Annotated in this window: 21 protein-coding genes; 17 read left to right on the forward strand and 4 right to left on the reverse strand. The window is 55.9% G+C overall.

Annotated elements, in window-relative coordinates; translation table 11 throughout:
• Nucleotides 1-28: 28 nt before the first annotated feature.
• Nucleotides 29-1,012, reverse strand: coding sequence for a site-specific integrase (locus RBH33_RS12410; protein WP_306732521.1), 984 nt, complete (start codon nucleotides 1,010-1,012; stop codon nucleotides 29-31).
• A gap of 500 nt (nucleotides 1,013-1,512) precedes the next feature.
• Here RBH33_RS12410 and RBH33_RS12415 point away from each other — a divergent pair, with 500 nt between their 5' ends.
• The 10 genes from RBH33_RS12415 (at nucleotide 1,513) to RBH33_RS12460 (ending at nucleotide 9,500) form a co-directional block, all read left to right on the forward strand.
• Nucleotides 1,513-2,004, forward strand: a complete 492-nt coding sequence (locus RBH33_RS12415) for a DotD/TraH family lipoprotein (RefSeq protein ID WP_306732522.1) — start codon at nucleotides 1,513-1,515, stop codon at nucleotides 2,002-2,004.
• Between the two features lie 82 nt (nucleotides 2,005-2,086).
• Entirely contained in the window at nucleotides 2,087-2,878 is a 792-nt protein-coding gene (locus RBH33_RS12420) for a type IV secretory system conjugative DNA transfer family protein (protein WP_306732523.1), read from the forward strand.
• Complete coding sequence (locus RBH33_RS12425) at nucleotides 2,875-4,059, forward strand: type IV pilus twitching motility protein PilT (protein WP_306732524.1); 1,185 nt, start codon at nucleotides 2,875-2,877, stop codon at nucleotides 4,057-4,059. The genes RBH33_RS12420 and RBH33_RS12425 overlap by 4 nt, the downstream gene beginning before the upstream one ends.
• Nucleotides 4,052-4,363, forward strand: coding sequence for a hypothetical protein (locus RBH33_RS12430; RefSeq protein ID WP_306732525.1), 312 nt, complete (start codon nucleotides 4,052-4,054; stop codon nucleotides 4,361-4,363). The genes RBH33_RS12425 and RBH33_RS12430 overlap by 8 nt, the downstream gene beginning before the upstream one ends.
• Nucleotides 4,364-4,367: 4 nt before the next feature.
• Nucleotides 4,368-5,141, forward strand: a complete 774-nt coding sequence (locus tag RBH33_RS12435) for a hypothetical protein (RefSeq protein ID WP_306732526.1) — start codon at nucleotides 4,368-4,370, stop codon at nucleotides 5,139-5,141.
• A 16-nt stretch (nucleotides 5,142-5,157) separates the two neighbouring features.
• Nucleotides 5,158-6,345 carry a ParM/StbA family protein gene (gene parM / locus RBH33_RS12440; RefSeq protein ID WP_306732527.1) on the forward strand — a complete coding sequence of 396 codons (1,188 nt, stop codon included), beginning with the start codon at nucleotides 5,158-5,160 and terminating at the stop codon, nucleotides 6,343-6,345.
• A 30-nt stretch (nucleotides 6,346-6,375) separates the two neighbouring features.
• On the forward strand, nucleotides 6,376-6,879 hold the full coding sequence (locus RBH33_RS12445) for a hypothetical protein (RefSeq protein WP_306732528.1): 504 nt from the start codon (nucleotides 6,376-6,378) through the stop codon (nucleotides 6,877-6,879).
• Between the two features lie 30 nt (nucleotides 6,880-6,909).
• Nucleotides 6,910-7,695, forward strand: a complete 786-nt coding sequence (locus RBH33_RS12450) for a hypothetical protein (RefSeq protein ID WP_306732529.1) — start codon at nucleotides 6,910-6,912, stop codon at nucleotides 7,693-7,695.
• 263 nt (nucleotides 7,696-7,958) lie between these two features.
• Nucleotides 7,959-8,525: a hypothetical protein gene (locus tag RBH33_RS12455; protein WP_306732530.1), complete on the forward strand. Its 567-nt coding sequence runs from the start codon at nucleotides 7,959-7,961 to the stop codon at nucleotides 8,523-8,525.
• A gap of 84 nt (nucleotides 8,526-8,609) precedes the next feature.
• Entirely contained in the window at nucleotides 8,610-9,500 is an 891-nt protein-coding gene (locus RBH33_RS12460) for a hypothetical protein (protein WP_306732531.1), read from the forward strand.
• Nucleotides 9,501-9,538: 38 nt separating this feature from the next.
• Here RBH33_RS12460 and RBH33_RS12465 read toward each other — a convergent pair whose 3' ends face one another.
• A complete protein-coding gene (locus RBH33_RS12465) occupies nucleotides 9,539-12,271 on the reverse strand; it encodes a DotA/TraY family protein (RefSeq protein ID WP_306732532.1) in 2,733 nt (910 codons plus the stop codon).
• A 143-nt stretch (nucleotides 12,272-12,414) separates the two neighbouring features.
• Between RBH33_RS12465 and RBH33_RS12470 the strand changes: the two genes are divergently transcribed.
• From RBH33_RS12470 to RBH33_RS12500, 7 genes are read left to right on the forward strand one after another with little or no spacing between them, the layout of a single operon-like run.
• A complete protein-coding gene (locus RBH33_RS12470) occupies nucleotides 12,415-12,894 on the forward strand; it encodes a type IVB secretion system protein IcmW (protein ID WP_306732533.1) in 480 nt (159 codons plus the stop codon).
• Complete coding sequence (locus RBH33_RS12475; RefSeq protein ID WP_306732534.1) at nucleotides 12,884-13,501, forward strand: hypothetical protein; 618 nt, start codon at nucleotides 12,884-12,886, stop codon at nucleotides 13,499-13,501. The genes RBH33_RS12470 and RBH33_RS12475 overlap by 11 nt, the downstream gene beginning before the upstream one ends.
• The gene (locus tag RBH33_RS12480; RefSeq protein WP_306732535.1) at nucleotides 13,498-14,625 is read left to right on the forward strand and encodes a hypothetical protein; all 1,128 of its coding nucleotides are present in this window, start codon (nucleotides 13,498-13,500) and stop codon (nucleotides 14,623-14,625) included. The genes RBH33_RS12475 and RBH33_RS12480 overlap by 4 nt, the downstream gene beginning before the upstream one ends.
• The gene (locus tag RBH33_RS12485) at nucleotides 14,618-15,805 is read left to right on the forward strand and encodes a hypothetical protein (protein ID WP_306732536.1); all 1,188 of its coding nucleotides are present in this window, start codon (nucleotides 14,618-14,620) and stop codon (nucleotides 15,803-15,805) included. The genes RBH33_RS12480 and RBH33_RS12485 overlap by 8 nt, the downstream gene beginning before the upstream one ends.
• Before the next feature lie 27 nt (nucleotides 15,806-15,832).
• Nucleotides 15,833-15,994: a hypothetical protein gene (locus tag RBH33_RS12490; RefSeq protein WP_306732537.1), complete on the forward strand. Its 162-nt coding sequence runs from the start codon at nucleotides 15,833-15,835 to the stop codon at nucleotides 15,992-15,994.
• A 13-nt stretch (nucleotides 15,995-16,007) separates the two neighbouring features.
• Nucleotides 16,008-17,510, forward strand: a complete 1,503-nt coding sequence (locus RBH33_RS12495) for a hypothetical protein (protein WP_306732538.1) — start codon at nucleotides 16,008-16,010, stop codon at nucleotides 17,508-17,510.
• 16 nt (nucleotides 17,511-17,526) lie between these two features.
• A complete protein-coding gene (locus RBH33_RS12500; RefSeq protein ID WP_306732539.1) occupies nucleotides 17,527-20,067 on the forward strand; it encodes a hypothetical protein in 2,541 nt (846 codons plus the stop codon).
• 13 nt (nucleotides 20,068-20,080) lie between these two features.
• On the opposite strand, the gene RBH33_RS12505 is transcribed toward RBH33_RS12500, so the two are convergent.
• Nucleotides 20,081-20,716, reverse strand: a complete 636-nt coding sequence (locus tag RBH33_RS12505; protein ID WP_306732540.1) for a hypothetical protein — start codon at nucleotides 20,714-20,716, stop codon at nucleotides 20,081-20,083.
• A gap of 55 nt (nucleotides 20,717-20,771) precedes the next feature.
• Nucleotides 20,772-23,384, reverse strand: a complete 2,613-nt coding sequence (locus tag RBH33_RS12510) for a hypothetical protein (RefSeq protein ID WP_306732541.1) — start codon at nucleotides 23,382-23,384, stop codon at nucleotides 20,772-20,774.
• Between the last annotated feature and the right edge of the window lie 19 nt (nucleotides 23,385-23,403).

Genomic DNA, 23,403 nt, shown 5'->3' on the forward strand with positions numbered 1-23,403 from the left:
CAAAATATTTTGCGTCCAGTTTTCACCGTCAACTGTTTGTCTTGTTACCAGGATTGATACGGGTCCGGTCTGGGGGTGTCCAGTCTTTAGCCACAACCCGAACACGCGCTACTTCCTCTTCAGACACTTCCGCGTACACACGTCCGGCTTTGCCAAATTGTTTTCGTCCGTAGTGATCACCGCAAGTGCGGTCAGTGGCATGGCCATGCATTGCGGCGATGACGGCGCGGGGCAGTCCGGAGGCTTTGCCGTTGGCCATGGATTGATGGCGTGTGCTGTAGAGGGTGATACGGCGCTTCTTACGAGGCCAGAGCTTGCGGGCGGCGTACTGCATCTTCTTGCCAGCGTCGCGCTGGAAGAGAGGGAAGGAGCCATCGGCCACCTTGCGCTCAGTGTACCTCCAGTGGTTGATTAAAGCCTGGATCTCTTGGGGGGTAAGTCGGGAGCTGGTAAAGCGAAGGGTACGGGTCTCGCCGTGTGCGCGACCGTTTGTTGCCTTAGCATTCTGGATCACAATAATTATTTCGTCAACCGTTTGTGTTTTCGGGTCCGTAATAATTTCAACTTGACAACGGCTCCATTCAACGGGGCGCATTCCGGTGATAAGGCATGCCACAAAAAAATAATACGTCGCGACATTAATCTCACTTGCGCCGGGGGAGAGTAGGTATTTAGTCAGCGCTCCCAACTCCTCGTCAGTAACGGACTTTTTTTTGTGCGCGGAGGTGTGTTGTGCCTTGGAGCAGCCCTGTGTGCCCACGGCGCGTACGGATCCGCTCAGCTCAGCCTGACCCAGTTCATCCAGGTACCAGCCTAACGCGGCTCTCGTGCGCCTCCAGTACGCCGGAGAAACGCCATCCCGAAAGCCGTGGAGCCACTGGAGGAGGGCATGGGGGTGTAGATCCCAGTCTTTGCCCGTCTCCCGGGTGTATCGTTCCAGCAGATTCATGGCCCTTTGCCGGTAATCGGTCTCAGTTTCTGTGGTGCGCGTGAAATTTGAGGTATCAAACATTTTCCAGGTCCGCTATTTGTATTGTTCACTTTGCATTATGTATCCCCACGTTTCTTGAAGTAAACCCCAAGCGTTTCTTGAAGTGCAAAAGGGCCATTTACGAGAGTACCCGCCTCACCTGAAAGGAAGCGCTTCAAGCCCGCCTTCAGGTTGCCTTTGTGCGACTTATAAGCACCGCGCCACCCGTGCCCTGTAGAGACCCCTTACGGCGATTGGATGGGAGCCGGCATCGAGTTTCGCCTCTTTTGAGACGCTTTGCTTGCAATCTGTTTGGAGGTTACTTCGAAGCGCCGCAGCACACGCGACTTACAGCGATTAGCGGGAAAAACCGCGCGCTGTAGCGCCATTACAGTTCAGTGTTACTGCGATCCTGGATGGGACTGGCTTGGAAGCTTCGCTATTGGCGGGGCTTGCGGGGGCTGTGGCACATTTACCATTGGGTTATAATAGTGCTATCATCCTAACATCAAAAATAACCACTGATTCGGACCCTTAGCCCTGTGAAAACCACCATTGCTCGCATCGCTGTAGTTTCCTGCGCCCTGTCTTTGGCCGCCTGTGCCACAAAGAAAGAGGCGGTGTTGATTGACGACGCTAATGACGCCCTGTTGGAGGAGTTGGTACACGCCACTCGGGACATGCAGCGTCAGTGGGGCGTAACGAGCCGGCTGACCAGCCTGAGTTTCGCCGAAGAGAAACAAACACTGGATGTCTCTCGACTGGAGCAGTCGATGCGCCGGGTCTATGCGTTTCCTGGAGGTTACCAGGGGAGCCTTGAAAACCTCATCTTCGAAGTGGCGCGATTGAGCGGCTATGACTATCTGGCACCGGCTGGGCGTAAACCAGTACGCGCCATACCCATCCGATTCACAGAGGAATACCGATACCTCGCCGAATATGTCTACGACGCCGGCATACAGGCCGGCAGTCGCGCCACGGTGGTCCTGGACATGAAGAACCACACCCTGCAAGTGATCTACCAGGGATTTTAGCCGTGTTTGTAGATTCTCTGGTTAATCTCGATCTGAGCGGGGGCATTCAGTGAGACTCCCTACGATCTTTCTGAGTCTGCTCATGGTCGGGTGCACCTCGTTTGAGACTAAGCGCACGGGCGATGATCAAGGGCGAATCGTCGAGCTGGAACAGCTGCTGGATATGAGCATTCGTTCCCTGGATGACGAGCTTGAGCGCGAGCGCGTGGAAAGCGGCAAGATAAACGCCGTGCGCCAGGTGGGCATGGCTGCCGGTATCCATAGGGGCCGCAAGTGGCGCCAAGAGCAAATCAACGATTGGCTGGAAGATCTGAACGAAGTGCTGGCCGTGACCTGGAACTTCGAGCAGGTGCTCATTGACGGCATTTACCTACCACCGAGAGTCGATACGATAGAGGGCCACGTCGAGCAGATGGATGATGGCGGTCTTCGCTTTATTCGGCAGGGATTCCGTTTGGCGTCTCGGCCCCACCTGGTGGCAACCCCGCCGTCCTATCTCAATTACCTGTATCAGGTACCCGATCCCATCGAGCCGGTAAACCGACTCGGACTGCCCGAGCGCGACACGCCAGAAATAGCCGCGTGGCGCGAGGCGGTCATCGAGGGATGGAAAATTGGTATGGAGCAAGCCGATCAGGAGTTTAGGGCTGACCTGGCGCTGCTGCGCCGCGACTTTGGCGGCATGTTGCGCTACATAGATCTGGTGGCCAGAGGGCTGATTACCATGCCCAGGCTCAGTAGTGAGGACTTTGGGATCATTATCTCGGCCGACGGCCAGGTGCTGAATATTGGCGATGAGGTCATCCGTATTGAGCTGCCGCCGTCTTTCCAGCACCACGAGCTGTGGCAGATGCGCGAGGATGATCTTCGATGAATACGCATGACGATATCCCTCTGATCAACATACCGCCCAACGCGAAGCTGAGTGATTTCGACAAACTGTTATTTATCGGTCTGCACTCGAAAGTCAGTGACATTTTTATGCAGCCCGACCGTCCAGTCACGGTGCGTTACCGTCAGAGACTCATTCGCGCGTCGAAAAACCCTGTGTCCATGGAAACCATGAAGGCACTTATTAACGCCATGGTCTCGACCACCCAAGCAGCGGCGATTGATGCTGGAGAGCCCCAAAGCTGGAGTCACAACATCCAGATTGATGGGGAGAAGGGGTTGGGGGAGCACACCAAAAGTTTACGGTTCCGTTGCAACAGCAAGAGCGTGCAAACGTACCGCAGTGCCGAGAACCGGGCGATTGTCATGCGCCCAACGCCGCAGCTGCCCATGAAGCTGGAGTCATTGAACCTGCCGCCGGGGCTCACTGAGGCCTTGTTCCCAGAGTCGGGCATTGTGCTTTTCAGCGGTCCAACGGGATCGGGTAAAACGACAACGCTGGCCGCCACGTTGCGCGAGCAGTGCTACGACCCTGACGGCAAAGTGATTGTGACGGTCGAAGAACCGGTGGAGTACAACCTGCACGCGCTCCCTGATGTGACGGCGTTTATCACCCACTGCGAGGTCGGGCGCAATGTCGCCGACTTCAATCTCGCCATGCGCGCCGCGCTGCGGGAAAACCCCGACGTGATTATGACCGGTGAGATGCGCGATGAAGAATCCATGCTCATGGCCATTGAGGCCTCGCAGACCGGTCATACCGTCTACTCGACACTCCACACCAACTCAGTGACCAGTGTATTCGTCCGGGTTTCTCAGAAGATGCCACCGGATCGGGCCGAATCGGTGGTGGCCACCTTCATTGAAGCGAGTCGGACTTTTGTCTACCAGCGTCTATTCCCAAGCAATAAAGGGGGAGTCGTGGCTGTGGTTGAGTGGGTAAGCCTGAGTGTGATGGATCGGATCGCGCTGCTAACGGCGCTATCGGATGGCGGTATATCGGCTGTAACCCGAAAAATGAACGAGATTATGGATCACAGCGGCCTTTGGTATAAGGATTCGGCGCGAGCCGCGTACGAGAGCGGCCACCTGTCCTCGACGGCCTACGAGTCCATAGTCCGTACCCACGAACTTGAAACTAAGTTGGAGCACGCGGATGGCTGATGAAGCGGATGACTTTCTTAAATCGCATTGGCCCAGCGGCATGGTCTGGCATTACACCATAATGTATCCCACATTCTTTGGGGTTAATGCGGAGATCCTGTTTTTGTACATGTCGCTGATGTACATCAAGAGCTGGACGTATTTTAAGGTGCTGCTGGTGTTTACGGCGCTACTGCTCATCGCCAAGTTTTTTGGTTACTCCTTGGCGGGGTTGTTTCGTCGGTGGAACCGGTGGCGAGTGGGGGGGCATCGAGCAATCTACTCGCACTCGGCCACCCGAGCACGGTTTTTTAGAGGCGTATAACACCATGACCGATTTTCTGACCTTGTACGCCCACGGGCAAAATCCGGAGATGGACATGCAGATTCCGGAGCCCCAAACGTGGGCGCTTTGGCCCAGCCGGGGGGTAATCGTTGTTGGTGGTGAGAGTCTGCTGGGTGATGCACAGCTGGCGTATCTGGCGGCAAACCACCGCGGCCAAGACCTACTGGGGATCGATAACAACTTGGTGCTGCATCGGTTGGTCAATGGACGCGCCTCTCCCCTAGTGGCCTGTGAAAATTTGATGGAGCTCGCCGAGTGTTTGGCGGTGCTGGAGCCAAATGCCGTTTTTATCCCGGCGCCTGCGCTGCGAGGCTCGATGGTGAGCCTGATCAAGGCGTTGATGCCGCTGCCTTTTGCGCTGTATCTCGGCGTGGACTCCCGTTCTATGGCTGAGTGGATCGGCCAGTATGGATCGGATTTGACGGCGGACGTGTTGGCCGAATTGAGCGTTGTGGCTCACCAGATTTACATGCACAGAAACACCACTCTGGCAGAGCCTAGGGTAGAGCGCATTTCGGAGTTTTTGCCGGTTCACGGAGATACGCAAGAGCGGCTAAGCACCTGTATTCACCGCATGAGCCCGTTGGCTCGCGAGGCGGCCATTGAGCGGCTGCTCACTGAGCGCGGCCAGACGTATGAGAAATCCGCAGTGCCCCTGGCTAGAAATGGGGTGGTTGATGTAAGCGCGTTGCGCAGGAAGGTTCAGGCCTTCTCCTTGTCCGAGCCTAGCCAGTCGGCTGGGGTAATGAATTTCTAACCCGAGGTTTACTACTATGAGTTATTTCAAACAAATCGAGATGTCCCGCTACCTGGCCGATCTTTCCAAGCAATTTGGCTCCGAACTGCCGCTACCACTGGTGGCCAACGACGATGGCTACGATCAGCAAAATTTGGCGTACTGGATGATCAAAGATGGTGAGCTGACCATCGGTGAAGACAAAATTAAAAGTCGCGCGAAACGCGGCCGTCAGGCCTCGGCCTTGGATATGGGCGCGAGCGGTCTTTTCTCCAGTGAAGGTGTTGATTACACGGTCAGTGAAAGCCTGGACTACGAAGACACTCGCAGCGACGAGTACCCCAAGACCATTCTCAATCGCATTCTGGTCCATGCCGGGCTGAACAGCATCGGTTTGTCTGACGCGACACCTGTCGCCGTAGTCACGGGCCTACCGTTGAAGGAATACGCACCGCGCATGGGCGAGATCAACACAAGCCTGATCGACGACAAAGCTAAAAACATGATGCAGCCCGTCACCGTCGGCTCTGCGCGCCAACCGAGCGCGCGGGTCTGCTTCCATGGCACCTACCCGGAAGCCATTGCGGGTATTGCGGACTATCTGATTGATAACAAAGGCCAGCTGCGCGAAGGCTTGGATCCAGCGGCCGTGCGTATGGCTTTGGATATCGGCGGTAAAACAACCGATATGGCGGTCATCATCAATGGGCGGGATGGTATGCAAATCGCCGCGATGCAGACCATCGATATGGGCGTGAGTAACATCCGCGATATTCTTTCCGGTCTCGTGGAAGACCGCGTGGGATTCCGTCTCGATCAGATCCTGCGCGACCAGGCGCTGAATGAGCGAATTGTAGAGGCGTTCGATGAGAGTCACGATGTGGCCGACCTCTGGGAGCAGGCGGTCACCGAAGTGTTCAGCCAAATCTTTGCCGAGGCTGACAAAATGCGTCGTAAACACCCATCCATCAAAGAGTTGGTGTGCTTTGGTGGTGGTGCGGCTCTGGGCGAGGAAGTGATTCGAGCGAAATTCCCAAGCGTTAAAATGGTGGAAAACCCCGATGGGGCAAATGCGCGCGGGTTCTTAAAATTCGCCACCACGACTGAACTCGAACAGATCCTGGCCAAAGTGCTCGCGTATTTTGAAGAGCACAACCTGGCAGCGCCGAAAGCCGTCGAAGTGTCGGGCACTGAGGATGCGCCCGCTCAAGAGGCAGAGGCCTAAGCACAGTCACATACGTCTGAGGAAAAGCGCATGTCGTCTTATCTTTACTTGGGGCAGGTCAAGCGAGGCATCGATCGTGGTGTCTTGCTCAACCAGGCACTGAGCCGGGTGCATGAGGCACCGAATAAGGACCGCAAGGGCAAGGTGCTTGAGGGTCTGGAAGTGGCGGAGGTGGTGACCATCATGGGGCTGACCGATGCGGTGAAGAGTTTGTTTTTGCTCAATCGTGAACTCTACGAGCAAGACACGGAACAAGGTAAGGCGGCGATTCGTCGCGGACTGTACGAGCTTCTGAGCCAGCAACTGCAAAGGGCAGGGCACACGGTGGCAGCGACAGCCCCAATCGCACCACAAGCGCCTGTGGAGCGATCAGTGCCGCCAAGTGAGCCCTTGGCCCGGCCGGTAGCGCCATCGCCGCAGCCACCGCCGGAGGCGGCACCGGCGTCGCCTGCTCGGGCGGCACCCGCGCCTACACCCGAAAAAGCGCCGACAGGTGGTAAATCGCCACTGAGTGGATTGATGACACTGCGATAAATTCTTAACTGGACGATCGGACACCTCACAATGAAAGTACAAGTAATTGCAGGCTTATTGGCCGTAGCGGGCGCGCTGCCCGCCCATGGTGCGATCCAGGTGGTCTACGGTGACAACCCACAAGACGAGCTGGATACAGAGAATGTTGTTGAGTTACGCAACGTCTATGAAGACTCCCTGGCGGAGCTGGAGGCGCTGCGCCGCCAGCGCGAGGCGGAGATGGTGGCCGCACATCACGAAAAGCTCGAACAGGAACGTGCCCGAGCCGCTGAGGCACTGGCACAGAAGCAAGCCGCACTCGAAGAGCTGCAGCGCGAACAGCGCGAGCGCGAGGAAGCTGAGGAGCGGGAGCGGCGGAGCCGGGACGACCGCCAGCGCTTGAGCGAAGAGTACAACTTGGCCGTAGACCATACGGTGAAAGTGGTTAACCACCAGGGCACGATGCCCGAATTGTTACCCGCTATCGCCTCAGAAGGCTTCGATGCACCACTGGTGGCCGCGTTTGATGCGATCGTACCGCTCGACTGGCAAGTCTATGTGCACCAGGACTTAAACGATCAGCGTGAGGTCAGCTGGCAATCCGACGATCAAAACTGGGTCACCACCTTGTACCAAATCGGCGTGCGCTACGACTACTCCTATGACGTTAACTGGGAAGAGCAGTGGGTTTTGGTCAATCGCAGCGATCTGCGCCTGGGCTTGAGCGAATCAGATCGGCCGATCATTGAGGTCATGGGCCACGAGGTGGCACCGGGCACTGAAGGTTACATGCTGATTGATGGCAAGATCATCCAGGTTCGCAGCACCAACCGTTAACACCCCCAAAGATTACATAGTCCGACCGACCCTTTGGCGCTCTTCGGAGCGCCTTTTTTTTATTGTTTTTCAGCGCCGCCCGAACGAAAGGGCGTTTTTGAACGGAATTCGGCGGTGCCGGTAGTGCTTGCCGGGTCCGGGTTCGACCTTCCATTGACGCCACTTCGTACTTTCTTTGATGTTGCTTATAAGCTCCGCGTGGCGCCTATCTCTGGCCGTGCTATACTGTTCTCGCGTTATCGCACTTACATGGAGCTTTTCGCATGAATATTGTCCTCATTTGCCGGTCGGCGCGCGCCCCGAAACGCCTTCCCGAGCCGTTTCGGAATTTTTGGAAAGAAGCCACGGCCACCTACCGCCTTGGTCAAGATGCCGTACCCGCACGGGATCTGGTTCGCCACCTTGGCGCCGGTGACACGCTGGTTTTTGAATCCATGCGGGTGATGATGGATTTCGGTACACGCAGTCGGCCGAACTGGTGGCGAGCCTGGGAACAGTTATCGCCCATGGTAGCAAAGGGCACGCACATTGTTTGGTTACGTGAGCAGCTGATACTGGATGCTGGGCCGAGTGATATTAAAGCCATCCTGGATGCGGGCGCAAAAGCCGATGCCGAGTACCGCGCCGAGGTGGCGCGAGCAAGACAAGTCATTAACAATCCTAAAGCGGGGGGGAGCCGCCGCGTTCGCGGCTGGGTGAAGCCCGGACGGGCTATGCTGCAACGAATACAAACGAAAGTGGGTGAAGTGGGGGTGAGCAAAGCCTGCAGCGAGGAAGGAATTTCCAGAACGACGTACTACGAGTGGAAGAAAAAAGGATTGTTCGTGTAAGTGCGTTAAGGGGTTTACATGGGGTAATAATTCCTGTATAGTTAAGGTGTACAGTGAGGATAGGTCTGCAGAGGAAATAGAGACATGGCTAAGCGAGTTGCAAAAATAGGTTGTATGCCGATTCTGGTAGTGATTGGTCTACTGGTGTCTGCTTCGATTTATATTGAGGAGAGCGCGGGTACTTGGTGGAAGAACCTGACTTCTTCCGACGAGTTTCGTGTGGAGGAGATGGAGTATTGGCCAACACACCCTGAAGCGCATCCTGACTATGTAGTGCTGCGGGAGCGGGCTTTCGAGCTTATACCGCGTGTGCTTTATAACTATGGGATTACGGAGATAGACGGTATCCCTATTTCGGCTGAGGGTATGGTTGTTACTACCCCGCTTGTGCCGGGTGCTTGGGGTCAAGGCCGGGAGACGTATAACCAGTGGGAGTTGATTACCGATAAGAAGCTGCCGATTTATGCGGTTACCGAGCAGGTTAGGGGGGCGAATGTGGTTAAAAATCGGATTCCGCAAGACTGGTATCGGCATTTCCTTAATACGAGTACTCTTAGGGATCCAGCTTGGCTCGGTTATGGGGTTATGATTGCTGACCCGCAGAGTTGGTCTGAAGAATGGCTGGCTAGGACTCAAGGCCCCTATGCCCCGCTGCATGTGACTGTGACGTTTGCGCTAGAAGTACAGCCAGCGGCAGATGATCCTGATCGGCTGGAAATAACCAGGATTGTACTTCGAGGCCGAGCAGATAGTGCTCAAGCGTCCCGAGCTTCGTTTTGGCGTGACTTCCTTGGACGAATCAATACGCCCTACGACGTACCGGTTGTCAATGACGAGGTTTTTCACGGCATTAGCCGAGGTGATTGGGCTCCCGGTTCATGTGAGCGCCGCCGGGTGAAAGCGTTTTGTGAGACTCTGGTAAAGAACACTCGCAGCTTCCCCATCCCAGGGCGGGAGGTTAAGGATTCCTTCTAAGGACGGGTTGTAGAGGCTGGACGAAATTTGTCTGGCCTCTATCTGGCCCCGAAGCCCGCCCTGGCTTGGGCGGCTTTGCCTAGTACACCGCGCCGACCCATTCTGGGTCGGTGGTTTCCACCGGCTCCACCCATCAGCGACGAAGTGCCTTGAGTTTGGTGGAACATCAGCCCAGCCACCCCTTGAGACTGTCCTTTCGCTTCACCCTCACCAAAGCTCGCCGCCGCCCCGCCGAGAATAGGTCCTATATCGTCGGGTATCTTGTAGGTCCAATTGAGGATCATGTGCGCGACAATCACTAGAAAGGCCGAGAACACAACAAAGCTGCCCATCGTCACAAATAATCCAGACCTGTAGTCAGCATGTACATTGGGGATGAATACGGTATAGAAGTGTGCCAAAAGCCCGGTGACAGCCTCTAGTGCTACCATGGCAAAGTGCATCGATAACACCATTACGGGGGGGCGGGCGAGCACGCTAGCGGTGAGGATATACCCCTGACGCCCAACGCCATTAATTAAACCATCTCCGTCCGGTATAAAGTGGCCAAGCATCCAAATTGGAAGCACGATAATCAAGGAAATGAGCTTTTCCAGCCAGCCGATGATGCCAAACGTCCAGATCATGGCGGGGAGCAGTGGTAAATAGACAGCGTACAGAATGCCCACCGCGAGGCATATAAAAGCCAAAAACATCAGCGCCTTGGCGATGCCCTCAAATACCGCTCCAAGCATGGCTCCTTTCGTCTCGGATGCGCCCCCGGTGACAGTTCTCGCTAGCCAGCCGCCACCAGTTTCGGAGCCCGCAGATAAGATTTTCATGGTGCTGCTTATAGTAAGAACGGTGCCGGACAGAGTGAGGAGCCGATGGCCGCCGCGCTGTAGGCTCATAAGAGCATCCCCTCTCTCAAGATCGGAGAATGCCGCTCTGAACAATGCACCGGAAAACCAGTTCATGTACTTCTTGCGAGTAGATCCTCTAGCTTCTTGGTAATCCATGCCGGACGCTTGTTGCTTTGCGCTCTCTACGTCCTCCGCGCTGAACTTATCCCCCTGATAGCCTCTTAGGGTGACTGCTTTAGTGTACTTTCTATCTAGTTCAGATAGCGTCTCCTGTAGATTCGCGGGGTGGTAGTGGATGCGGTCTCGAAACGTATTCGAAACAGGCCTGTGCGCGGCCAACGCTTCGGTGTTCGCTGTAGCGCGCGACACGTCCCACCACTTAAAGCCGCTGTAGAGCCAGCCGTGACGTGTGTTTTCAAGCAAGTGAATCAAGCTGTCATCAGCCAACCCTTGGTATTCTTCAGGTAATTGGTTGAGCTCTGAACCCACCTCAATATCGGCCAAATAGTTTGCCGTACTGCCGCTGGATTGGCGGCGCTGAATCTCTAAAATCAGTTCATCAAAAACGTCCGCTTGCTCTGCGGTTATTCGATTGTAAGCTTGCCGGACGGTATTCATGTATTCGGCCGTTTTTCGATCCACAAGCTCGTCCAACGCTTGTATCGATGTTCCCGCGAGGGTTTCAAGCAGACCGGCCAACGCGAGGAAGCGCTCATCCTCCTTTAGCGCATCTAACTCTTCACGGCGAAGCTGTTTAAGGCGGGGGTCGATAGCATCATTGACGGCCCAGACCGCCGCCGCCACCGTTTGAACTTCGCGGCTGATTTCCTGAGTTAAGTTGTTTACAGCTTCATCGTGTGCGTTGAAGTAGGCGTCCAGTGTTCTCCTGTTCGGAGTGGTTGTCACCCCCTTCGTAAAACCAATGTAGTCAACCTCGATTGACCCACAAGCACCTTCCCCGGCCTTCTCGCTACTCCAATGATAATTAGAATAGAGCCTATCAACCTGAATCGCAGAAGCTTGCTCTTCCGCAAGTGCCGGTGTTTGCTGCATTCTGGGTGGTGGCGGCGGTTGATACATCTTGTGTTTGCGCGCTTCTAGGCTCACCCGGTACGGGTCATTTCCGCCCGCTGTGTCCGTGGACCGTAAAGCCCGCGTCATCGTATCGATGGCGTCCGTTAGATTTTCGCTGACGCTAAGATTGGGATTGGCCCTTCGGCGCATTAGCGTTTCCATGACCGAAGAGTACCGCTCTCTTTCTAGTTCGTAGTACCGGTTGACGGTCGCGGCGCAAACTTCGTTTAGGTAAGCCGCTTCCACCACCCGCCGGAAATGGTACTGATCCATATTGATCGAACCCACCGTTCCGCGCGCGAAAACCCATCGGTTGCTGAACGTGTGCATCTCATTGGCAACGGAGTTAACCGAAAAGGTGGCGTGGAGGATGGCGTACTGCCCAATGGACCATCCACCTGCCGCTGGCAAGATGGCAAACACGGCGTACAAGGTCCGGATAATCGCCCATTCGTTGTAGCGCTGGGTTAGAAGCTTCCCTTCTATTGATGCCTGAATTGACATCAGGACCAGCAAAACGACCAGCAGGACGCCGGCAATCACCATTGTGAAACTTAAATAGATCAGCATGAGCCCGGAAAGCACGGAATCCGTGTCCATCGGGCCGGTTTCACCGTCCTCCGATCGGAGCACCAGGTCAGTCAGGGTCATCTGCCCGGAGGCGGCACGGGCGACATCACCGAATATTTGTATCAGTAGGTTTTGGTCAGCCGCTTGCGCGTGGGTTTGCAGGTGGTGGGGTAGTTGCCGTGGAGGCTCTTCGTTACCGGTTTCTTGCGCATTTACCGTCGCACCCGCCATCGCCAGGACAATAATCCCGGCGAGAATAAGGAGTATAGGGGTGCGCTTGGTCATATTAGCTCAGAGATTGGCGGCTATTAAATGTTGGGATAGTAGTGCTATTATAACCCTCAAGCAAACTTTTTAAACGATTAAGGCGCCTGGCACCTCTTTCAGTAAAGGGGATAATGCGCCATCTTCGCACCGGCGGACCCTCTATGACGCAACATGCCACCTACGAGGCCTTTTGGCGCTCTCTAAGCCACGAGCACCAGGAAGTCATACGGCAAATGGATGTCCACGAGAACCTTGGCCACGAGGAGACAGCGGAAATCTCCGAGGCCATGCTGGAAGTGCTGGCCAAAATGTGGACGAACATCGGCCAGCTGGCCGAAGGCCTGGGCAAGACTGAGCAAGAGCAAGATCACCACGCCGAAACCATCATGCTGATTCTTTCGTTCGCCCCGAACGGTGGCTCGCTGTGGTTTATCAAGGAGCTGATTCAGGAACAGCCGGAGCTGTACGATCACCTCTATAGCAAAGTCATTACCCAGACCCCCCTGCAAATGTACGGAAAGCTGTTGCGAGAACGCCTACTTTTCCATATCACTCGCGAACAAATCATTAACCGGGTGTACTCACCTGAAGTTCGACTGGCTGCCATTACCGCGCTGGAGGCGCTTGTCCGTGAACCGTAACACACTGATTGCATTGCCTTTTATTCTGTTATCGCCCTCGATCGCGGTGGCCGACGGGATTCTTAACCCCGGCGATACCGGCTGTGAAGAGCTGCTGGAGACGGCCGCAAACCGGGCGACGGCCGCACGCGCCGTGGCTCGCCAAGCGGCCGATATGATCGACGCGGGGGAGTCGCTAGAAGAACGATCGTGCTTTGCGGGATTTAGGGAGTTTGAGTTCGACCCCTTCGGTCGATTGCCAAGCAATCCGTTTAATGCCGCTTTGGATCAGCTTTATGAGCGGGCCAAAGACCGGCTGATGAGCGCCGTGTGTGATGCGAGCGACATGGCGATGGATTCGGCTAACAAATTGCTCACCTGTACCGCGGCCGTCGGGGTTCGCTTTGATGCGAACGCCGGTTTTGATGACATTAATGTCGAGGAGTGCGCCGGGTTGGGCCTGGATATGAACGTGGATGGTGGTTCGCACAACGTCGGCGGACGAGGCACAAGTGTTGGCACTTCGACGAACACCACGAGAGGTGTCGGTGGTAGCGGTAGCCTAGGAGGCGAGGAGCCGGATCGCGGCGATAACCGGAACAATCGCGACTGGGAGAGCTGGCGGTGAGGGGTATTCGCAAAACATTTCTCGGCGCCGCGATCGCGGCTACCGTCTTTTCCACCAGTGGCGCCAATGCGTGTAGCACCTGCAGCTCGGCGGGCTCGCTCAATAGCGATATCGGAACTTACAGCACGGATGTGCAGGGCGGTTTTCGATCAGCAGCGCAAACCACCGCCGATACGATTGAAACCGTTACCGTGGGATTTACCAGCTCAGCCAACCAAATAGCCAGCAATGGGCAAGATATCGTCGCCGCCATTCAGGCCAATGCTCGCGTGTTGGGGATGGAGCTAACCATGTCCCGCGAAGCTCAGCTTCGCCTGCTTGATGGCCTCAAAGAAAGTATGGAAGCGCTTGAACGCTCGGCGATGATGGCCGACTCCGCCCAGGAGATTGCCGAAACCTATGGCCCGGAGAATGTGCCCACGGCGCTGTGTAATGCCTGGAGTCGCATCGATGCTCGACAACAAGCAGAGGAAGCCGCCGCTCGAATTATGGCCGATCACCGGGAAAAGCAAATCGAAGACCGGGCGGACGAGTTTCGGGTCTCGCTTGGCGATGCCTTTACGGCGGATCTTGTGTCGGTCAACAGCCAGGACTTCTCTGAGGTTGAAGCGGAGATAGCCTTGGAGCAGATTTCCATTATCACCGGGGAGAGATCCTTTCCGGTTTCTCCCGATATTATTGCACTCCAAGCCCTCGATCCTGGTTCTGCCACACCGCAAACTCAGCAGGTTATGGCGGCTTGGTTACGCACCGCGAATGCCAGCTCCGATGTGGCCGGCCAAGTGGCAAAGCGGGTAAAACCGGACGTGCAAGATGAGAACGGCCTGCGCGTGGGCGATGTCAGCATTATGAGTGATCTGTGGAGCGCTGTTAGTGAAGGGGTTTCAGGTGAGGGCAACATCGAAGATGGCAGTGCCTCACGAGCCACATTGCTGCGCAGTATCGCGCACAGGGGAGGTGTTTCAAATCGCATTCGTATGGAGCAGTTAGAGGCAACTTTGGCGCGGGTGCGTTTAGGGTCGAGTCAGTTGGGTTACATGAACGAGAACGCGATGCGCCATCTGGATGAATTTTTTGCGCGGGAGCGGGCCAGTGCATCGAGCCGTGGAGGACGCCGTGAGTAAGCTCAGAGTCTTCGTGGGGGCTTCGGTCATTGCGGGAGCGGCATCGGTGCTCACATTGTCCGCGCCTCAAAGAGCTGAGGCCTTTACGTGCCCTTGCGCCCCAGCCTGTCAGATCTGCCTCATGTGTACCGATGCGGCGCTCAGTGCGGGTCGATCTTTGCTCGGCGCGGCGCGCTCCTCTTTGAATGCGTTAACGCAGTCTCTGTCGATGATTCAGGATCGACTCGATGATGCAATAGATCTGGGTTTTGAGACCCAGGAAACAGCAATGGATTTAGTAACACAGCAAACTGTAGCGGCACACCAGGCGCACGCCCAGACGGTCTCCATGGAGATGACCGCCAACCGGGAAGTGGAGCTTCGATTGCACGAGGGGCTGAAGGATTCAATGGAGGCCTTAGCTCAGAGCAGAATGATTGCCAATGAGACCTACCGAATCGCGAATGACTACGGGCCGGAGAATGTTAGCCGCACCAGTCGCGATGTTGCCGGCATGCAAGCGGTTACGCTGTCGCGTCATTCCCGAGTGGACGGTGCGGAAACTGAAGAGCCACGCGATCCGATCGCTGTGACCAGCGACTTCATGGTGCAAACAGTGCAAAACCGGGCGAGCGAGTTTTTGCGAGAGATTTTGCGCGAACAGGAAACGCCCGAGGATGCCTTTCAGCTAATTGCCACCTTTATGTCCAACATTGAGGCTGGCTTCGCCGACCGGGTGATTCGGGAGGACATGTGGGATGAAGCCATTGCGATACGTCGGGCCATGGCGGTACCACCTGGTGTGTATCGCGGCTTGAGGGATCAGGATTTATTCGGTCACGATCCTGCCGGGTACCGACGAGTGAGCGCAAGGGCTCGTACGGCAGCAGAGTTCTTAGCGTGGGAAATGGCACTGCGCAGCGAGATTGAAACGGAGGCGGGCGCAACGTCTTTACTAAACTTTATCAGGTCGAACGTGGAACAGGCGTATAGTACGGCTGAGTCACTAACGGCCGACGTGAACAGCGGTGAACGGACGTTGCTTAACACCATCGCCGCGCAAGAGGCCATGGGCAATCTAATTGATATGCTGATTCTTGAGGCGGAGAGCTACGGCAACACGATCGAGGCCGCAAAAATCGGTGTTTACAACGATGAAGTATTTAACCCTCACTACGGCTACAACCAAGTACGCCAATAACAACTAACAACTGGAGGTGATGAGAGAATGACCGGTCCTGTAAGTAGCGACGGCGAAGCACAACAAGATGATGCGGTCTTAGCATCGTTTTCCGAAGGCGAGACCAGCATCCCGCCGGCGGACGAGTTTCTGGATCAAATGCTGGAAACGAAAGAGGGTGCCGCCCTCGCCGACAACGATCAAGAGTAATTAGGAGCGCTTAATGGCCACTATCAATAATCTGGACGCATTGGAGCTCAGCGAGGAAGAGCAGACGCGTCTGGAGCAGATGCTACTGGATGCCCTTGCTGAAGACAGCCAGGACGTGGAGCTTAAAAGTTACCTGATGGGATTTGTTGATAACCCCAATGGCGATATCACACTCGATGCGCAAGAGCTTTGGCAGGCTGAGGTCATCAAGGAGCGTTTTGAGGAATACAGCGCGAGCTTAGCGCCAGAGGCTCAAGATGATCTGCTGTCGGCCTTTGGGGATTTTGGCGAGGACATGAACGCCCATCCCTCACCGGAGGAGTTGGAAGGCGCGCCTGATCTATCGGCGTGGGATGAGCCACTGCCGGAGAGTAATCTGGAAGTGCCCCCGGCGTTTGATCAGCCCGAGGTGGCGAACGAGGCAGTGGGTAATCAATCTGTTGAACAGCATGAGCCTAGCGCCGAGGAGGCGCCCGCGCCGGAGCTGGAGCAAGAGACGACAGCTTCCGCCGATGAACTCCAAGAACCTGCCCAGCTGGAGGCGGAAGCCGCCCAGGCGGCACAAACACCAGAGAACGAAGATGAACGTCTGTTAAAGCTCATCGATGCGTTAGGGCCAGCCCTGTCAGCCCGTGCCGAGGGCGGTGGAGGTCCGTCTGAAGATTCAGGCGGCAGCTTCTTGAACACGATTAAAAATGTCGCTGCCACAACCCTCGGTGCCGCGGCCGGCACCGGCGGCGCCGTCGCCGGAGCCGCTGCAGGTGCTGCCGCCGGCACAGCTGCAGCAGCCAGCTCGGCGGTGGCCAGCAGACTGCGAGGTGCTGTGAGTGGGGAGGGTGAACCAATCCGAGCTGATGACATGAGCCAGCTTCGCGGTGAGCCGGTGCCGGATAATGTCGTCGATATTCGTGACCGCCTGGGTAAATCCATAGGCTCTATGGATAAGGAGAGTGTGCAGAATCGCGTGGCCCTGATGGGCGACCAGCATCTGATGGCTAGATCGAATGCGTTACTCTCGACGATAGAGGAGATCGACAAGGGCGCTCCAGATGGTCGCTACTCCCAGATGGACCTTGGCGATGGCATGAAGCTCGGCAGTGTTTTGGAACTGACCGAAAGCGACGATCCGGCCGTAGCGACTATGGCCAAAGCTTTTAGCGCGCGATCCGACTTCGATGCAGCCGGTGAAATGGAGTTTTTGTCGTGTGAGTACCAGGAGGTGGCGGAGGCATTGGAGTCCACCGTAGAGCATGCACGCAAGCAAGGTTGGTCAGACGAGGAAATCGCTGAACAGTTCGGTGCGCCAGTTGATGAATGGCTTGAGAAGCGCACCCAAGAGGATGCGAACCTAGCGAAGCTGGCTGATCTGCAGGACAACGATTTGAGCCCAGAGGAAGTGGCTGAACGTCAAGACGCCATGGAAAAAATGGCTGAAAAACTCAAAGAATTGCTCGACAAGCTCCTTGGTCGGAGCAAGGAAAACGAGCAAACCCAGGGCGCCTCTATGAGCCGCTAACTCGAAGCACCTTCCTATGGATATTGAAAGCTTACCGTATGTGTTGTGCCCGGATATCCCTGACCAGGAGATCCGGGTAACGCCGTTTTGGTTCCGACCTAAAGGCGGCGGCGCTGAGTGTCCCGTGGTGCATCTTGAGAATGTACCGGTAGGGTTTCACAGCGTGCTTGATGCCAGCGGCTTCGTTCAGCGCCCCGAAGGCTGGTTTATCGATGCCCACGATAAAACCGAGCGTTGGTGGCGAGCCATCTTCGGGCCAATCAATTTTGTTCAGCGCAAGCCCGTCAAAATTTACGAACCCGAACGAATTATATTTGCGCCGCCGCCGGCGAGCGTGAAAGTCATACTCACCCAGTACGGCGATGAGCATGTCGAATACCTGACCAAAGGCGCTAATATTTTCGGACGGGACGCTCAGCGAGCGGCCAAAAACGATGCGCTGCGCGGCGCGGTGAATTGCCGCGGTGCTTGGGCCATTATCAAAGCGGCGTGCATGGACCGCCTTGAGCGTAACCCGGAGGATGCCCAGACGTTCGAATATGTGTGGGGCACCGCCAAGACCTATAGCCTCGACACGCAAGACATTCCCTCTGAGATATCCCACACGCTGTTGCTGGACAAGATTGTTGATCGACGCCGCTTAACGGCACAGATGGAGCGGGTTGTCCCGGTAAGCTATGTGTCGTCCGGAGCTGTATCCACACTGTGTTGGGCCGATTGGCCTCGCCGCTGCGCATACATTGGTGCCAGCCATGGGGGACCGGTCGATATCCGGGAGTTTTCCGATGTCGACGGCCTCGCGCAGTTTTTGCTCGACGGTAAATTTCAACCCTTAGCGGATCCGGCCAGACTGGCCGAATGGGCTGAACGTGTCTCCCAGTGCCAGGCCGAGGAAGCCGAACCGGATTGGACGCAGACGCTTGGCGATATGGAGTTGCCCGAGCAGGAGGGCGATGAGAACGCGGCCGACGAGACAACTCCTGTGGAGGGCAGCAACACGGCAACCATTCACAATACGACCAGCTCACGCTCGCTGCCCTGGAGTGAAGTGGTGGCCCGGCTAGTCACTCTGGCGGTGGAGGTCGAGCGACGCGTACCGTACGCGCGCGTATTGTGCCGTCATTTGTTCGATACCGTCCTGACACAGCGTGAAACCCCCTTAGCGCAGCCTGCTTATTTGTCCAATTTCGAAGCTCTCATACAGCACTTTGCCGGCGTTCTAAACCGAGACAGCTTGACCAAGCACATGAACCGACACCAGGAGCCCTTGCGCGATCTCGGTCATGCTCTGGCGCCGGCACACCAGGGCCGCTATCAACTGATGCGAGTGCTGAACAGCCCTTCGTCCGCCCACGAGTTCGTCAACGCCCGGTTGGATGCCGGCGCTGAAGAAGGGCACAGTTGGTGGTGGACCGGTTTTACCTGTGGGCAAATTCCCGGCTCGGACAACTGGCAGCTGTACCGTGTAACCAACAAGGGCGATTGCGTTCCCGTGGGTACCGGACTGTACCGTACGGCCCGGGATGCGAACGATGCGCTCTATAACATGGCTCGCGAGACTCGCTTGCGCGTCTTTCGGGTGGAGTTGCGTGGAAAGCGGTGTTTCCATGGCTATGCAACCACCACCGGACATATTGTTCGGTTGAGCGATGATTTCGAGGACGAAGAATCGGCCCGGGCGGCCCTCGCGCAATCGCGCATGACGTACCTGTCACAGTACCGCGAGCCGATTTTGTGGGAGCGCAAACCGCTCGCCTGGAACGCGGCGGAGGCTCGGAGACTCTTGCTTGAAGCCTTCAATGCGCTGCAATGGCCTACGTCGATGGTGGATATGTTTGGTGAGTTAACCATTACGGACAATGGTGATGCGGTGGTTTTGGGTGTCGAAGGGGGCTTTCGCTCCACCGTTTACCCGGGAACACTATTACTGCACTGGGCAAAAGGCTTGTACCACTGGGCCAGTGAGCACCATGAGGCGCTTTTTACCGAGATGGCCGAGCCGCTGCTGGGCAGCTGGCAGTACGCGCAGCTCGATATCTCTATCGAGGATGACCTGTACGACGATCTGGCCGAGTATCAGCGTGAGGTAGAGATGCGTTTGGGTACGGCGGCATTGTCGATACTTCGCCAGGCCATCGGCGCTCCCTCGCGAGAGGCTGAGAGCCAAATTGCCGGGTTTGTTGGGGCCGTTCAAAGCGAGGCCAGCGCACCTCTGATGTCGCTGCTTCGAGGCATTGCGCTGGTGAGCGCACAACATGCCCCTTATCGTAGGCTCACCCCCGCTTACCGGGAGGCTCTGAGTTACGGACTGGACTCACGGGTGATGCCTTTCGTCTACGCCGTGGCGCGGTACACTTGGTACCGGCTCCATTGGGCCGATGCCTATGAGCCCCGACTTTGCGCTTCGGGAGCGCCGGGCGATGATGTGGCGGCCGAATTGGCGCCAGTCGGTGCGGCGTTGTGGGAGTTTGGTCAGCACTTGGAGCGCTTAATGGTTAGCGCCGCGGCAGAACATGAGCGTGAGCCAAACCAGGCGGCGCACTCCATGAGCCGTTAAGAGACGCCGACCTTTATTTTTGCCAGCCCTGCCAGCCTTTGCTTAAAAGCTTGTTCAGCTTAATGTCGTTTGCCTCCGCTTCCTCCAGCAGAATCTCCTGAATCAGATCTACCTCCGGATCAGCGATATTGCCCCCCTTGGTGCTTTTGGGAGCGCTGCCTCGCAGCGGCGAGTGTTCAAACCGGGAAAGGACGATATCGACCCATCGGTGCCCCGACTGGGTGAAGGAGCGGCCGTCATTGAGATAGGTTCGGGTGGTGGTGTAGTTGCGGGCGAGCAGGACGCTCATGTTTCCTAGTTTGTTCAAATTAAGGCGTTGTCCACCGATCTCAATACCGTAAGGGTGTTCTTCGTACACCGCTCGTAGCTCTTCGATCAGATGCAGACCCGTTTCGGTGTTTTTCTTGGCCCGTAGGGCCATACCCCCGGCCGTGGCCGCCAAGCGGCCGGTCGCGGGAAAGGTCTTGGCGATATACCGCACCAAGATGGCTCGCGCGAAGTCAACGGGCTTGTCTGGCTGAATTTGCATACGGTGAACGCTAGCGCTGAACATTCCGAGAAAATAGGACCAGTCCATGGTTTCAATATCCAGCGCCTCGGCCACTTCGAGGATGACTCCCCCAGTGATGATTCTATTTTTAAGATCCATTTGACTCCTGGCGTATTCACGTTAGGGCGCTACCCGTGGGAGTCATAGAATATCCTTACACTCCCTCCAGTAGCGCGTTCACCCTAGCCTCCAGGCTCTTAATTTTGTCCATATCCAATGATCGGGGCTTTGGTGGGGCCAGATAGTAACAATGCCGCTCTAAATTATCTAGCGTCTGTTGTGCCGTTTTTTCGCAAAGGGGCGCGGAATAGCCCATAAGTGCAGCGATCTGGGTCATATCGTTGCGGACATTGGCCGCTTCTTCCTTGCTGAGAATATGCGCGCCACCAGGCGCATCCGGAGCGTCGATAATGGCTTTTTTCGCGGCTAAGGTCGCGGCGTGAAGGTCCAGTTCGCCGTTCTCGGGTGCGTTTTTGGTTGCTTGGGGCGCTACAGGAGCTTGTGCCGGCGCCGCCATTGGCGTTTGGGCAGGCGTCGGCTCGGCTTGTGCGGCTTCGCTTTCAGGAGAGCGAGTATTCACGGCTGTTTCTGGTGCTGATTCAGGCTCAGTCTGTTGAGGAGCAGCGCTGGTGGTTGGGGAGTCCGACGGCGGTAAATCACCCGGATCGAACGCGGCCAGGCTTCCCAAGTTGGGCTCTGTCTCTGGACCGGCGCTTGGTGGCGCGGTGGATTCAGTGTGAGGTGCTGTAGCCTCAGTGTCGGTAGGGGTTTCGGTATCGGTCTTTGGTTTGGGCCTGGTCAGTCGTTGATTGAGTTTAACCCCCAGTTTGAGCGCATTGCGCTCAATGTATTCATTCAACACCGCAATATAATCACGCGCCTCAAGCGGCCCCTCGGCCCTACGGGCACTGAGAGCCTGCTTGAGAGGCTTAATCATTCCGATCGGAGAGAACAAAGTGCCCGGTGAATACATGATTTCCTGATACCGCTCTTCTTGCTCAATACGCTCCATCTCTAAATCGGTAGGAGGGTACACTCGGCATAAACGGTTAATCTTGAACGTGTGCCCGGGAGCGGCCGACTGCTCCATACCCTCGATATTGGTGTGGAAAAATTGAATCGGGCTCAAGCGGCCACGGGTGAACATCATAAATTGACCTTCCACCTGCTGCTGCAAATCTTTAATTTCAACAGGAGCGCGACGGGTGATTTCGGTTTTTTCCCGATCGATGATCTGCCGTCCGCCAAAAAGGCCGGGAATGTATTTGTAGTTGGAGTTGACGGCCACCAGAAACTCGCCCATCAGATCGCGGATTCGAGTCCAGGATTTACCAGCCTCTTCGAGCGCGCCGAAGAATTTATACCGTGTGTTGGCGAACACCTGCTCGGCGTCTTTTTCACCCGCACCTTCGGTACCGGCGTAGTCCTGAGCGGCAAAGATGCCGCAGTATTTAATGCCCCGTACCTGTGCCGGTATCAGGGCGATGTCCTTAATGGCATAGAACGCCCATTCGTCGTATGTCAGCGCGTACGGTACAGACCAGCTGCTGGACAGGCGCAATAAGGTTTCTTCCTTGGTGCCTTCCAAGATATCCCCGAGGTCGGTGGAGATGGCATTTTTCTGGGTGGTCATGACAATGTTGCCGAGGTTCTTCAGCTCCCCGCCGGATTTCTCCAAGGACGGCAGTGTGCCTATCAACAGCCGCCGATTGCCCAGGATATCCTTCATATTGATATCCCCCTGATCCACCACGTAAATATTGCCGTACTGAATGGAAAGAGAGGAGATTGCTTTGGAGAAGTGCGTAACGAACTGGCCGTACATTTTTATCACTTCAGAATTTTGCTTCTTACCCTGCTTGGCCGCCTCAAAGTCAAAGCCAAGGGTTTCCAGGTAGTGCCTGATATAGGTTTGATTCTTGGGAGAAACCTGCGGATGTACGGTGAGCTTATAGATCCGATCAATCGGCAGGTAGGCACCGATGGTTTGGATGTCCAGACTGATAATGCCTTTGTCGCGCAGCTCCGTAAGAGCCGGAAACACACTTTCAATGATAACGGAGGCGTTGTCTTCGAAAAACTGGTTTTGTCCCGCATCGCCAGAAAGAGACAGTGACGCTAATTGCTCTTTAAGTTGTGCAGCGGTGCCATGCGTATAGGGATTTAACGTATTGGTCATGCGCTTTTGCGCATGCTCGGCGCTGGGACTGACGTAGTTGATGATAAACAGTTGATCTTCCATGCCGAAGCGCCGGGCTAGAATGCGACCGTTTTGCACCAGCGCCAACGTGCCCTTGCCGTCGATAAAGGACCATCCCGAACCGGCACACAGGAAGTTACACAATATGGCCCAAATGGCCTCGGTCTTACCACCACCGGTGGCCGCCAGCATGTACAAGTGGGTCAGAAGATCATCGAACGAGCCCCACGCTTCCTTTCCGGTTCCGCGGTGCCAACCGAAATACACTTGGCCACGGCCTTTGCGAAAACCTTTCCCGCCCGGACCAAGATCAGATTTATCCAGCTTTCCGGATTCGGCCGGCACCCGCCCTGGAAACGTGGACTTATCCCGGGCTAGCCACATCCAAATCAGCAGAAAGATCAGCCCGAATAACGCCTTTGGGAAGATAATGCCGGTTACGGCTACGAACAGGTAAATGCTGCCCTTGACGTTTGGCATCGCCAGCACCAACTGTATTTGTTGGCGGCCGGTTAGAATATCTGTCCGGTACTTCTCTTCGCTGACCGGGTTTTCGATGATAGACATGGTGTATTCCGTAAGAGGG

The sequence above is a fragment of the Marinimicrobium hydrolyticum genome, from assembly GCF_030848505.1.
Taxonomy (GTDB): Bacteria; Pseudomonadota; Gammaproteobacteria; order Pseudomonadales; family Cellvibrionaceae; genus JAVDDU01.